The organism is Kitasatospora sp. NPDC093806, assembly GCF_040683335.1.
Lineage (GTDB): Bacteria > Actinomycetota > Actinomycetes > Streptomycetales > Streptomycetaceae > Kitasatospora.
This window is the reverse complement of the sequence record NZ_JBFBDO010000062.1, coordinates 19,179-31,436: the sequence shown is the minus strand read 5'-3', so window position 1 is coordinate 31,436 and position 12,258 is coordinate 19,179. Positions and strand designations below refer to the sequence as shown.

General features: G+C 75.8%; 10 protein-coding genes. 4 read left to right on the top strand and 6 right to left on the bottom strand.

Features of this window, described 5'->3' with window-relative positions; all coding sequences use genetic code 11:
- The first annotated feature begins 68 nt into the window (after positions 1 to 68).
- Complete coding sequence (locus AB0N76_RS25635; RefSeq protein ID WP_363560728.1) at positions 69 to 722, top strand: GNAT family N-acetyltransferase; 654 nt, start codon at positions 69 to 71, stop codon at positions 720 to 722.
- Positions 723 to 999: 277 nt separating this feature from the next.
- Here AB0N76_RS25635 and AB0N76_RS25630 read toward each other — a convergent pair whose 3' ends face one another.
- The 3 genes from AB0N76_RS25630 to AB0N76_RS25620 form a co-directional block, all read right to left on the bottom strand.
- Complete coding sequence (locus tag AB0N76_RS25630) at positions 1,000 to 2,811, bottom strand: CocE/NonD family hydrolase (protein ID WP_363560726.1); 1,812 nt, start codon at positions 2,809 to 2,811, stop codon at positions 1,000 to 1,002.
- Between the two features lie 120 nt (positions 2,812 to 2,931).
- On the bottom strand, positions 2,932 to 4,131 hold the full coding sequence (locus tag AB0N76_RS25625) for a tryptophan 7-halogenase (protein ID WP_363560724.1): 1,200 nt from the start codon (positions 4,129 to 4,131) through the stop codon (positions 2,932 to 2,934).
- Positions 4,132 to 4,226: 95 nt separating this feature from the next.
- A complete protein-coding gene (locus AB0N76_RS25620) occupies positions 4,227 to 7,259 on the bottom strand; it encodes a LodA/GoxA family CTQ-dependent oxidase (RefSeq protein ID WP_363560722.1) in 3,033 nt (1,010 codons plus the stop codon).
- 220 nt (positions 7,260 to 7,479) lie between these two features.
- Here AB0N76_RS25620 and AB0N76_RS25615 point away from each other — a divergent pair, with 220 nt between their 5' ends.
- The gene (locus AB0N76_RS25615) at positions 7,480 to 7,827 is read left to right on the top strand and encodes a hypothetical protein (RefSeq protein ID WP_363560720.1); all 348 of its coding nucleotides are present in this window, start codon (positions 7,480 to 7,482) and stop codon (positions 7,825 to 7,827) included.
- Positions 7,828 to 7,905: 78 nt separating this feature from the next.
- Here the strand turns inward: AB0N76_RS25615 and AB0N76_RS25610 are convergent, their stop codons facing one another.
- Positions 7,906 to 8,427: a hypothetical protein gene (locus AB0N76_RS25610; protein ID WP_363560718.1), complete on the bottom strand. Its 522-nt coding sequence runs from the start codon at positions 8,425 to 8,427 to the stop codon at positions 7,906 to 7,908.
- A 318-nt stretch (positions 8,428 to 8,745) separates the two neighbouring features.
- Between AB0N76_RS25610 and AB0N76_RS25605 the strand changes: the two genes are divergently transcribed.
- On the top strand, positions 8,746 to 9,285 hold the full coding sequence (locus AB0N76_RS25605; RefSeq protein WP_363560716.1) for a hypothetical protein: 540 nt from the start codon (positions 8,746 to 8,748) through the stop codon (positions 9,283 to 9,285).
- Positions 9,286 to 9,371: 86 nt separating this feature from the next.
- Here AB0N76_RS25605 and AB0N76_RS25600 read toward each other — a convergent pair whose 3' ends face one another.
- The gene (locus AB0N76_RS25600) at positions 9,372 to 9,803 is read right to left on the bottom strand and encodes a hypothetical protein (RefSeq protein WP_363560714.1); all 432 of its coding nucleotides are present in this window, start codon (positions 9,801 to 9,803) and stop codon (positions 9,372 to 9,374) included.
- Between the two features lie 150 nt (positions 9,804 to 9,953).
- Positions 9,954 to 10,916, bottom strand: a complete 963-nt coding sequence (locus tag AB0N76_RS25595; RefSeq protein ID WP_363560712.1) for a hypothetical protein — start codon at positions 10,914 to 10,916, stop codon at positions 9,954 to 9,956.
- Positions 10,917 to 11,221: 305 nt separating this feature from the next.
- On the opposite strand from AB0N76_RS25595, the gene AB0N76_RS25590 reads away from it, so the two are divergent.
- The gene (locus AB0N76_RS25590) at positions 11,222 to 12,241 is read left to right on the top strand and encodes a phosphotransferase (protein WP_363560710.1); all 1,020 of its coding nucleotides are present in this window, start codon (positions 11,222 to 11,224) and stop codon (positions 12,239 to 12,241) included.
- Positions 12,242 to 12,258: the final 17 nt, after the last annotated feature.

The following is a 12,258-nucleotide window of genomic DNA, read 5'->3' as shown; positions in this document are numbered from 1 at the left end:
CCCCGCACCAGGTTCACCCGATCGTGTAATGTATGAAATACAATATTGACTATTACAGGGGGTGCGCGGTGCAGGAACCCACCGTCAGCGAGCTGGTGCGGGCCTGGATCGACGGCTGGATCGTGTCGCGGGGTGCGGGCGACCCGATGGACGAGCCGTGGGGCTGGACGATCGACGTCGGCCAGGAGAACCAGGTGGCCCGGCACGTCCTGCCGGAGCCCACCGAGGCCGAGGTCCGCAAGCTGGTGGCCGCCACCACCGCCCCCGGCACCTGGCTGAAGCTCTTCGCGGACGACGACACCGTCCGTCCCTGGCTCGGCCCGGGCTGGCGGTACGATCTGCCCGGCTACCTGATGACCGTCCCGCTCGCCGCCGAGCGCCCGGAGGTGCCGGACGGCTACACCCTCACCTCCTGGCGGCGCGGAGGCGTGGTCCGGGTGCTGGTGCGCACCGCGGAGGGCCACTTCGCCGCGCGCGGCCAGCTCGCGGTCACCGGGGCCACCGCCGTCGCCGACCAGATCGCGACCTCTCCCGAGCACCGTCGCCGTGGCTTGGGCGGCCTGGTGATGCGGACCCTGCAGGACATCGCGTACCGCGACGGGGCCACCACCGGCATCCTGGTCGGCACCCCGGACGGCCGGGCGCTCTACACCGCGCTGGGCTGGACCGTCCGCGCCGAGATGGCGAGCCTCTACTACGCGCCGGAGCCGGCGGGCGCCTGAGTCGGGGCCCCGGCAGTCTCAGGGCGCCGGCAGTGCCCGGGCCCGCGCAATGCCCCGGCCCGGACGGGCGTCCGGGCCGGGGCGGCGGTTCAGCACTGGGGCCGCTTGCCGTGGTTGGCGCCGTGCTTGCGGCGGGCCTTCTTCTTCCGGCGTCGCTTCGAGGACATCGAGCCTCCTAGGTGAGCGGGTAGCCCCCCGGGTCGCCCCCCGTCCAAGGTCTCACACCGGCGCCCCGGCGTCGCGCGGTCGGTCGAGCACGGCAGGACGGAGGGTGTGCTCAGCCGAGTGGCAGCTCCAGCACGGCCTCCTCCTCGGCCAGGGAGGTGACGGTGGTGGTGCCGCCCTGCGTGCCGGTGAAGGCGTAGAGCTGGTCGCGGCTGTTGACGACCAGGGCGAGCCGGTGGCCGTCGGGCACGTCGTAGGCGGCCGGCTGGAGCGGCCAGCCGACCGTCCGGGGCGTACCGGCGGTCAGGCCGGTGGCGGTGAACGGCTCATGGGTGATGATCCGGGCGGTGCCGTCCGGGGCCACGTCGAAGAGGTAGGCGACCAGGGTCGCGGCGTCGCCCTCCTCGACCCGGACCGCGAGCCGCACCTTGGCGGCGCCGCGGACCCGGCGGCCGCCCGCCAGCGCGTCGGTGGACCAGACCAGCAGCCGGGCCCGCTCGAACCCGGCCGGCTGGTAGCTCTTGGGGCTGCCGAACCACTCCTTCTGCCCGGTTTCCATGATGGCGTCCATCGCGGTGGCGGCGGTCTCGTAGCCGGCGGTGAACCCGCGGCTCCAGCCCGTGGACGGCTTGTCGGACAGCGCTCCGTCGGCGTCGCCGCCGTTGCCGCTCAGGTACCAGGACTCGCGGCTGATGGTGGCGGCCGACCAGGACTCCAGCGGCTCGCGCCGCGCCGGGACGGTGATCTGCCGGCCGCCGCCGATGGCCGGGACGGTCTTGTAGGTGAACATGACCTGGCTGTTCACCACCGGCCAGTCCGGCACCTCGTTGGCCTTGCCGAACAGGTGGTGGTCGAGCCAGGCGTACGCCTCCAGCGTCGGCGTCAGCGAGCCGACGAAGGGCGCGCCGCTCGGGAAGCCGGTGAAGCCGAGCCCTTCCGGGGCGCCGTGGTCGCCGATCCACAGGTTCAGGTGCTTGGGGACGGTGAGCTTCTCGAAGGTGGCGATCGCCTCGGCGGCCGGGAACAGGCTCTCGTGCCAGGTGTTCGAGTAGAAGGTGGGGACGCCCTTCGCATTGGTGAGGTGGACGTACTTGTCCGGGGAACGATCGGTGCCCCAGTCCACCACCTCCTCCATCTCCTGCCCGAGCCGGAAGTTCTGGAGGATGCGCCAGGTGTCCTCGTCGAACCGCTCCTTCTCCTTGCCCTCCTCGGCTCCGGTGAAGGCGATCAGCAGTTCCACGGCCTTCTCGTGCCGGGTGCCGTGGTCGTAGAGGCTGGTGGCGAGGTTGCCCCAGGTGCTCAGGGCGGCGACGACGGCGACCCGGTTGTCCGCGTCGTGCGCGGCGACCAGCTGGCTGATCCCGGAGCCGTAGGACAGGCCCATGAGCCCGACCTTGCTCGGCGAGAACAGCTCCTCCGCGTGGGTGATCACGGTCGACCCGTCCGCCACGTCGTCCGGTCCGGCGACGCCGATGAACCCGTTGGAGCTGTAGATCTCACCTACCTTGCCGAACCCCCGCGGGGTGTACGCCAGCACGTGGTAGCCGCGTGCCGCCAGCGAGAGGTAGCCGACCATGAACGGCAGCCAGCCGTACGGGTTCCAGCCGGCGGGCACGATCACCACCGGGCGCTGCTCCGTGGTCTGCTGCTTGATCGCGAACGCGGAGAGGGCGACGCCCTCCGCCACGGGAATCCGCGGGAAGGTCACCCCGGCCTGTGCCAGCACGCGGGCCACCAGCTCCCGCAGCTCGTCGGGGAGCGTGCCGGCCGGGGCCGTGCCCTGGAGGGCCGCGAGCAGTGCTCGGGCGACGGCGAGCACCGACGGGTTGACGTCGAGGCCATCGCGCCAGAGGCCGGTGGCCGCGATGTCGTCGAGTGTCGCGTCGGTGATCGAGGGGATCGGCTCTCCGCCGGCAGTAGTCATACGAACCGCCCTTTCGCAGGCAGTCGGGCACCCGGGGAGGGCGCCGTGCGGGCGGGATCATGCTCCGGGGCTGCGGTGCCAAACTGACCGCCGGTCAGCTGTACCCGAACGAGTGAGAAGTCAGACCGGGACCACCGGGCCCGTGCGCCGGCGCCGCCAGAACGGGCTGAGCGGCCAGCGCCGTTCCTGGTCGTAGGTGTGCGCGTGGTTGCGGGCGTAGGCGGTGGCGATCCCGTCCAGGAACGCCGTGTACCCGTCGAGCGCGGCGGCCGTCCGGGCCGGGGCCGCCAGGCAGGCGGCCACCGTCGCACCGGCCCGGGCGCCGGTGTGCAGGGCGGCGAGGATGCCCTGCGAGGAGACCGGGTCGAACGCGAGGGCGGCGTCCCCGGCGGCCAGCCAGCCGGGACCGGCGGCGGGGGAGAGCCGCAGGCCGTGCGCGGGCGCCCAGCGCGGCACGGGTGTCGCGGCGAGGTCGTGGCCCGCCAGCCGGGCGGCCACGTGCCGGGTGCGGGCGAGGCCGCGCCGGAAGCCCTCGGCCGTGCGCAGCGCCGGGTCGGCGAGGTCGGCGTCGGTCAGATGGGCGACCAGCCGCCCGGCCGGCACCGGGGTGGTGTACCACCAGCCGTGCGGCGCGGCCTCGACCACGGTGCGCGCCTCGACGTCCGCCGGGTGCGGCCGGTCGGCCGGGGACCGGCGGTCGCGGAACACGGCGTACGCGGCGACCAGCCGGTCCTGGCGGTGCCGCCGCCCGTACCGGCGGCCGATCACGCAGCGCCGGCCGGTGGCGTCGACCGCCCAGCGGGCCCGCAGCTCCGTCACGGCGCCGCCGCCGCGCTCGCGGACGAGCAGCCGGTCGCCGATCCGGGCCAGCACCGTCGCGTGCCGGGGCTCGGCGCCCGCCGCGACGGCCGCGTCCCGCAGGAAGGCGTCGAAGCGGAGCCGGTCCAGGTGCCAGCCGTGCCCGTACGGGTCGAAGAGGTGGCTCGTGCCGTGCAGGGCCGACGAGCCCCAGGCGGCGTCCACGCCGGTCGAACGGGGGTGGCCGGCGGCCAGCAGGCCGTCCAGCAGCCCGAGGTCGCGCAGCAGCGGGCGGGCGGCGGGCGGCAGGGATTCGCCGATCTTGAACGCGGCCGGGGTTGCGGACGCCGGTCCGGTGGCCGGTGCTTCGACGGTCGGCGGTTCGACGGTCGGCTCCCCGTCGAGCAGCACGACGCGGTGCCCGGCCCGCGCGAGCACGAGCGCCGCGACGGCCCCGGCCGGCCCACCACCCGCCACGGCGGCGTCCACCAGCTCCACCGAACCGCGCGCGGAAGCGCCCACTGGGCCCTCCACCGAGCAGTGCGCCGCGCCGGCTACGGAAGCGCGCGCCGAGCTGTGCGGCGCGCCCGCACCCCCCGCTACCCGCCGACCACCCGTCACCGGGTGGGCCGCAGGCGCTTGACCTTGTCGATGTAGCCCGCCGACACCTCCTCGTCCGGTGCCTCCGCCATGGTGACGGCGGTGGCCAGCGCGGCCTCCCCGAGCACCGGGTCGGCGCCGAGCGGCACGTGCACCGTGACCAGGTTGCGCAGGGCCGGCGGGGCGGGCTCCGGCGCGAAGCTCACCTCCGACTCGACCAGCAGCTCCGCCGGGAGCCGCGGATCGTCCACCGGCCCCGGCCGCCGCTCGACGACCCCGAGCCGGCCGAAGTCCGTCACCATCGCGTTGATCGCGTCCAGGTAGCCCGGCGGCAGCCAGCGCAGCCAGGCCCGCCGGTTCCCGAAGGCGGCCAGCCGCTCCGCGAACGGCCGCGCGGTGTCCATCACCACGGCGTACTCCTCCTCGGCGAGCACGTGGTTGGGCACCCGGGCGGGCCAGAAGGTGGGCAGGTAGGGGTCGTAGTTGCCGAAGCCTGAGAGGTACTCGTAGCCGGAGCGGCAGCTCGCGGTGTCGGTCTGCCAGGGCACCGCCATCCACCGGGTGAGGTCGCCCGGCCCCTGCGCGTACAGCGGGCCGTCGTAGGCGAGTGCGAGCTGCGGGGTGAGCCGGGGACCGTAGGCGGGCCCGGGCAGGTCCGGGACGCGCGGGCGGATCCGGAACGGCCGGTCGTACAGCGTGGTGTGCCGCATCGGCCAGGTGAGTTCGCAGCCGGGGTGGAAGGCGTCGGCGAGGCAGAACGACAGCGCCGCCCGGTCCAGGGTCTCCGGCTGCTCGGCGAGCGGGACCTCGGCGAGGGCGGCGGGCGCCGCCGCCGCCGGATCGAAGTCGGCGGTGAACTGCCCGCGCGCCCAGAGCCTGAGCAGGCGGTACTGGAGCGGCGACAGCGTGACGTGCTGGCGCACGGACTGCGGCGGCACGTTCATCGCGTCGCCGTACACCCCGGGCCACGGCACCGGGGACTGGCCGTCCCGGTCGTAGTCGCGGATGGTCAGCCAGACCTGCCGGCGCAGCTCCCGGTTGACCGGCGAGGGGTCGGCCAGGGCGGCGAGGCGGTCGGGGGCGAGCAGGTCCTCGCGCCCGCCGTGGCCCAGCTGGACGGCCATGCCGCGGTTGACCCACTGCAGGTCGGCGAGGCGGCGCAGGACCGGCAGCACGTCCCGGGTGAAGGACACCTGCGGCGGCTCGGGCAGCAGTCCGGCGGTCACGAAGGCGTCCCGCACCAGGTCGTACATGGTGCGTACGGAGGTGAGTTCGGGCGCGTAGTTCGGTGGCGCGGTGACCACCCAGGCCGGGTCGACCGGGATCGGCCGGCCGTCGATCCGGACCTCGGCGGTCACCGGGCCGTCGGACACGTCGTCGTGCCAGCCGTCGTTGTTGGCGAAGGTGTCGGCGGGGGTGGGCGGTTCGGTGGCGGAGGCGGAGACGCCGCGGCCGCCGAGGAAGATCAGCCGGCCGCTGTCGTCGGTGCGCAGCTCGCCGAGGTAGACCGGCCGGCCCAGGAAGGTGCCGGTGTCGAAGCTGAGCTCGGGACCGCCGGAGCGGTTGCGCCCGCGCACCGACCGCCGTCCGGGGTCGATCACCAGCCGGGCCCGGTCGGCGGCCGGGACCTTGGGGTTGCGCAGGTTGCTGTCCTCCGCCCGGTCCGCCTCCGGGATGTCGAGGGCCAGCTGGAACTGGTACCAGGCGGCCTTGGAGTTGGCGACGTGCACCGTCCAGCGCAGGTCGGCGTTGTCGGCGGTGAGCTCGGCGACCGGCTGGCCGGCCGCGTTGTAGCCGTAGACCCGGAACCGGGCGGCCTGGCGCTTCAGCGCGCCGGTCGCGTCCTTGTGGCTGCCGAACGGCAGCGGGGCCGGCCGGTCGACCTCGGGGCCGAGGACGTACTCGTCCGCGCTGTCGCCGACCCGGGCCACGCCGATCGCCGGGTGCACGGCGGCGCGGACGATCCGGGTGTCCCGGCCGGGCGGCGGGGTGAGCTGCGGGCGGGCGGCGCCGGGTTCGGCCACCGGGATGCCGTTGACGTCGCGGCGCTGCTCGGCGGAGGCCTGGTAGACGGTCCGGCGCGCCTCGGCGATGCTGCCCGCCGGCCGGTGCTCGGCGAGGCAGTGCCACGGGTTGAAGGCCAGGTTCTCGCCGTAGCCGGCCTGGCCGCGGGCGGTGACGTCCTGCCGCCGCAGGGTCAGCCGGGCCACCGTCACCGGCTCGCTCTCCGCCTCCTCCCAGCGCACGGTGGCCCGGTCCAGCGGCATCCGCTCCGGGTCGGCGCGGAACTGGAGGCTCAGGTCGAAGGCGGCCTCCCCGGCCGAAAGCCGGTGCCGCAGGTCGGCGCCCAGGTAGCCGGGGTCCTCGTCGGGCGGCACCGCGTCCGGGTCGGCGGCCGCACACCCGGCGGGCGACAGCCGGTACTTGACGAAGCGGTCGGGGCCGAAGGCGTAGGGCAGCACGCCCCAGTAGGTCGCGGTCAGCACGCTCGCCTCGAACTTCGCCATCGCGTCCAGGACCTCCCGGGTGACCGGGTGCTCGCGCAGGTAGGCCTCGTAGTCGCCGTCGACGACGCCGGCCCGGGTGAACTCGCACATGTCCTGGGCGGTGTCGACGAAGAAGACGTCGTGGTTCTGCAGCAGCAGGTCCTGGGTGCCCGCCTCGGTCTCGCCGGGCAGCAGCTTCGGCCCGGGCACCCCGAACAGCTTGAGGCCGAGGCCGAGCGTGCTGTCGAGGTCGGGTCGGGACGGCACGGTGTCGCTGGAGAAGCGGACCCAGGCGGCCAGCCCGTCGGCCTGCTCGTGGGCCGCCCGCAGGAAGCCGATCCGCAGGTGGGCCGGCAGGTCGGGGTCGACGGTGAGCGTGCCGTGGGCCACCCCGTGCGGCTTGAGGAACACCGGCCGGCGGACCGGGTCCTGGCCGTGGGAGATCCGGCCGCCCTGGGTCAGGCCGACGAACATCGCCCGCAGCGCGCCGGCCGGGTCCTCGGCGCAGCCGGGCAGCGGGGGTGGTCCGGCGGCGTCGCCGGAGGGGGCGGGGGGCGTGTTCATAGGGTGCTCCCGAACGGTGCGTGTTCGTGCGTCTTGCCGGGCGCGGCGGTGCGTCCTCGGTCCAGCGTGGACGAACCTTCCGGGTGCGGCGCGTCGGGGCGGCGCGTCGGAGTACCCCGGCAGCGCGCGGTGGCCCGCATCGCCCAGTACCCCTCGGACCGCGTGCCGACGGGCGTAGGCTCGTCCCGAACCGCAGCGGACCGAAGGGGAGCGTGTCGCGATGCTTGGTTGGTGGATCGTCATCTCGGCCCCGGACCCGCAGCGCCCGGACCGGCCCACGGCCGACACCCGGGGATCGGTGGTCCTCGCCAAGTGGGAGGCCGGCCTCGGCGGCCTGGACTGGCTCAGCGGACTGGTCGAGGCGGGCAAGGCCGAGCAGCTGTCGCACAACGGCTACCCGAACCGCTACACCGCCCGGGCCGGGGACGTGCTGCCGCTGCTCGCCGGGGGGACGGTCCCCGACACGGGGTGGGGCGCCGCGCACCGGCCCCGCGACCTGTACGCCGACCGGATGGCCGTCTGCCCGCCGGACCGGTCGCTCACCATCGAGGCCTGGGACCAGTCCTGACCGGACGCCGCGCCCACCACCCGGGCACTGCCGTCACCGCTTCCCGCCTCACCGCCGCCCGCCTCACCGCTGCCCGCCTCACCGCCGCTCGACGAGCCCGAGCAGCCAGAAGTTGGCGTACCGCCCGGCGGCGGTGACGGTCGGGTCGGCCAGCCGCCCGCCCCGGCCGAGCCGGACCGTCACCTCGTCCAGCGAGACGGACGCGCCGCAGGTGTAGCCGAGCGGCGCGTACGTCTCGTCCGGCCCGCACAGCACGGACACCACCCGCCGGGCGGGCGGGAAGCGCAGCACGATCTGCTGGTGGTCGGCGCGCGCGACCTCCAGGCCGAGCACCAGGTGCGCCCCGCCGACCAGGTACCAGCCGCTCCCGGGCCGGTCCTGCCGCAGTACCCCGGCGAGCACCCGCAACCGGTCGCCGCCGAAGCCGCTGAACCCGGTCACCGCGCCGAGGCCGGTGACCCCGCCGATCCCCTCCAGGGCCTGCTCCGCGGAGCGCTCCGCGCCGCCCTCCCCGCCGTCCGCCGGCTCGGCGGGCGCGACCGCCGCCGTGGCCAGCACGGCCGCGGACACCACCGCCGCGACCGCTCTGAACCGCCGCAACCGCCGCCGCATCGTCCCCCTCGCCACCACCGGATCCCGCCCGCCGCACCGCTCCCCGGGCACACGACCCCGCCATCCGAACACGCCGTGCCCCGAGGCCCCCACCCGCCGTGCCGTCCCGGCCCGTCACTCACCCGCCCGGGCGACACCCGCCCGCAGCCCCCTGACGGCCCGCCGGGCGGACGGCGCGTCCGGTGACGGCTCATGACCGGATCATGCCAGAACAATGTCGGCGGTTGGGAGGCTCGATCCGCACCGGGCCCCGGCGGCCCGGCGCCGTGCAGACCACCGATCCCGATGTCCCGGAGGAAGATCCCCATGAAGCGCATCAAGCGTCTCGCCGCCGCGACGGCCGCCGCCGTGGCCGTGCTCGTCCCGCTGACCGCCGCCCCGGCGAACGCCACCACCTCGGAGGCCACGCACTACGGCATGACCTGGGAGGTCCTCAACTACGGCCCCGACAACACCGTCCAGGTCGGCGGCCCGGGCGGCAGCGCGAGCAACGCCTACTACGGCGACACCGCGCCCTGGGCCTCGCTGCCCGTGCTCTGCCTCAACGTCGACGGCCGGCCCGCGCCGGCCGGGATCAGCCTCGGCTTCTACAACGGCTGGGCCCTCGGGAGCGTGGCGCTCAGCCGCCCGGTGAAGGGCTCCGAGCTGACCAGCCGCGACGCCGCCGACGGCGTCTGCCGGTCGACCTTCGGGCGCAACTGGCGCGAGGCCGAGTTCCACGACGGCCACTTCGGCGCCAACTACGCGGAGACCGGCGGCTGGACCTTCTGGGCCTCCGGCAACCTCCCCAAGGGCGTCCGCTTCTGGACCGCCATCAACGACCAGCGCGCCAACCCCTGGAGCTGACCACCCGGCCGCCGGAGCCCCCACGACCGGAGCCCCCACGACGGCCGGCCCCGCCCATCCCGGGCCGGGGCCGGCCCGTCGGCCGCTCACCAGGGCTCGCCGGCCTCCTGCCAGCGCGCCCGCGCCTCGTGCTCGGCGTCCAGGTGGCCGTCCAGCCGCCAGCGGACCACGTCGTAGTCCGGCAGGTGGCTCCACTCCTCCGCCGCCGTCAGCAGGTACCGCCAGAGCGTGCTGAGCCGGACCATCGACTCCTCGTCCGCCTCCGGGCGCTCCCCGTCCGGGTCGGCGGCCTCCGCCGCGCGCCCGGCGAGCCCGTCGACCAGCTCCCGCGCGCTCCCGGTCAGGGCGGCGACCGTCCGCGCCAGCGACTCGCCGACCCGCTCCGGCTCGCTGCCGGGCGCGGGCGCCGCCGTGCGGACCAGGGCGATCCGCCGGTCGATGAAACCGGCCAGGCCGTCGATGTCCTCCGCGGTGATGTCGGCGGTGTAGCGCAGCGCCGACCGGTGGGTGTCCGTCATGGTGCTGTCCCCTCCCTCGGTCGATTTCCCTCGGCCGGGCCGGACCGACGGAGCGTCGGATCCGGTCCGGAGCCTCGGATATCGCACCGGCGAGGGGGTGCCAAACCCGCCCGGGGAGGTCCGCCCCGGGCGCATCCGGGGCGGACGGGGTCACGCCGGCCGGGCCTCCTGCGCGCCCGCCACGTGGTCGCGCTGGTTGTCGGCGCTCAGCACGTCGCCGGAGACCGGGGCCCCGGCCGCCCGGCGCGACGCGCCGACCGCCGGGTCGGCGAAGGAGACGGTGAGCGTGTACGGCGGCGGGCCGACGACGCTGTTGTGCGAATCGGTCGGCGGGACGAGCTTCCGCTGCAGCGCGAAGGGGTCGACGCCCGGGCAGAACGCCTGGGCCGGCAGCGTCACCTCCACCGCCGCACCCAGGTTCGGGTCCACCCGCACACCGCCGTCCGCGGTGCGCGGCACGTCGGGATCCACCGTGACCGGGAGGCCGTACGCCCCGCCGACCAGCCCGTCCGGGCCCTCGATCTCCACCGCCACGCCCTGCGCCCCCAGCGGCGGGGCCAGGTCCAGCGGGACCCGGCCACGGCCTGGCCCCAGCAGCAGGCTCACCTCGAACCGGCCCGCGTCGGTGGCCGAGGAGCGGGAGAACCCGTAGGAACCGAGGAGGGCCTGCGGACCGGGGACCCCGGTGGGACCCTCGGCCGGCCTGCCGGGCAGCGCGAAGTGGTGGTAGCCGCGCACCCCGCACTTGCTGCCGGCGAACACGCCACCGCCCGGCAGTGCGACGTCCGCGGCGGGCCGGGGCCTGCCGGGCTCGCCGGCGTCCATCGCGGGCAGGTCGGCCGACCTGCCCGACCAGTTCAGCCCCTCGCCGGGCCCCAGCCCGATCACCACCAGCGCGGCGACGACGGCGATCACCAGCCACACCTGCCAGCGCGGCCGGGGCCGGCGCGACCCGCCCGCCCGCGCCGCGCCGGCCGGTCCGGTCGGTCCGGGAGACCAGCGCCGGCCCCCGGGATCCACCGGCGCCTCCTTCCGCCAGCGCGCCGTCAGCATCCGGGTGCGCGCCGTCGGCTCCTTGACGGCGGCGGCGCGCACGAACCGCTCGTCCAGCACCAGCCCGTCCCACGGATCCCGCCCGTCGCCCGCGCCGGCGGCGGACGCGGCGGCAGGCCCGGACCCGGACCCGGACGCGGGACCGGGCCCGGACCCGGGCTCGGGTTCGTCGGAGGGACGCGGACGGGGGTCATCGGCTATCGGCACCGCGCCAGTATGCCGGGCCCCGCCGACACCCCGACGCCGAGGTCGCCGCGGGGTGGGTGCGGGGTGGGTACGGGCGGGTGCGCCGGATCCCACGTGTACTCACCGAGCGTGCGGGAAAGGCGGTTTCGTCCTGTCGGGCCACGCGATAGCCTGCCCTGGTGATCAGGGGAGCGGACGCCGCGACAGGCCACAGGAACCAGGATGACGGCGACGGCGGGGAGGACTGGAGCAGCACGCGCGCCTGGGTCGAGCGGGGGCTCGGCCCGGCGGAGCACCTCACCGACGCCGAACCGCTGCGCGGCGGCTGGACCTCGCGGATGCGCCGGCTGAGCGTCGCCGGGCCGTCCGGTCCGCGCGCGCTGGTCCTGCGCTCCTTCGTCAAACCGTTCTTCCTCCGGCACGCCGAGGGCCTGCTGTCCCGGGAGGCCGCGATCCTGCGACTGCTCGCCGGGACGGACGTCCCCGCCGCCACGCTCGTCGACGTGGACGCCACCGCCCGGCACTGCGACCACCCGTCCCTGCTGATGACGCTGCTCCCCGGGACCGTCCGGCTGGACGACGCCGGCGCGGACCGGCGCGCGGACCTGCTGGCCGCCCAACTGCTGCGCATCCACCGGACCGAGGTGACGGCGGCGACCAGGCCGCGCGACTACCAGGCCTGGACCGCCCCGGAGCGGGTCGCGGTGCCCGCGGCCACCGGTCGGCCCGAGCTCTGGCGGCGGGCGGTGGACGCCATCCGCCGCGAGCCGCCGGAGTACGCCGGGACCTTCCTGCACCGGGACTTCCACCCCGGCAACGTGCTCTTCGAAGGCGGACGCGACGCAGCAGGTCGCGGCGATGACGACGGGCTGCGGATCAGCGGGGTCGTCGACTGGGTGGAGACCTCCTGGGGACCGGCCGACCTCGACGTGGCCCACTGCTCGACGGCGCTCGCCCTGCTGCACGGCGTGCCGCTCGGCCTCGGCTTCGCCGACCGCTACCTCGGGGCCGGCGGCACCCTCGCCGCGGCCGGCCCGGCCCACCTGTACTGGCGCCTCCTCGACGCCCTGGCCTTCGCCCCCGACGCCGAGAAGGTCGCCGGGCCCTGGCGCGAGCTGGGCCGCACCGACCTGACCCCGGCCCTGCTGACCGCCCGCCTGGAGGACTACCTGCAAGCCCTGTTCGACCGGTACGCCTGACCGATCGTCGGTGGCGC

Coding starts and splice junctions, on each gene's coding strand:
- AB0N76_RS25630 (WP_363560726.1), bottom strand. CDS start 2,811: ATGACTACTGCCGGCGGAGAGCCGATCCCCTCGATCACCGACGCGACA.
- AB0N76_RS25620 (WP_363560722.1), bottom strand. CDS start 7,259: ATGAACACGCCCCCCGCCCCCTCCGGCGACGCCGCCGGACCACCCCCG.
- AB0N76_RS25615 (WP_363560720.1), top strand. CDS start 7,480: ATGCTTGGTTGGTGGATCGTCATCTCGGCCCCGGACCCGCAGCGCCCG.
- AB0N76_RS25605 (WP_363560716.1), top strand. CDS start 8,746: ATGAAGCGCATCAAGCGTCTCGCCGCCGCGACGGCCGCCGCCGTGGCC.
- AB0N76_RS25600 (WP_363560714.1), bottom strand. CDS start 9,803: ATGACGGACACCCACCGGTCGGCGCTGCGCTACACCGCCGACATCACC.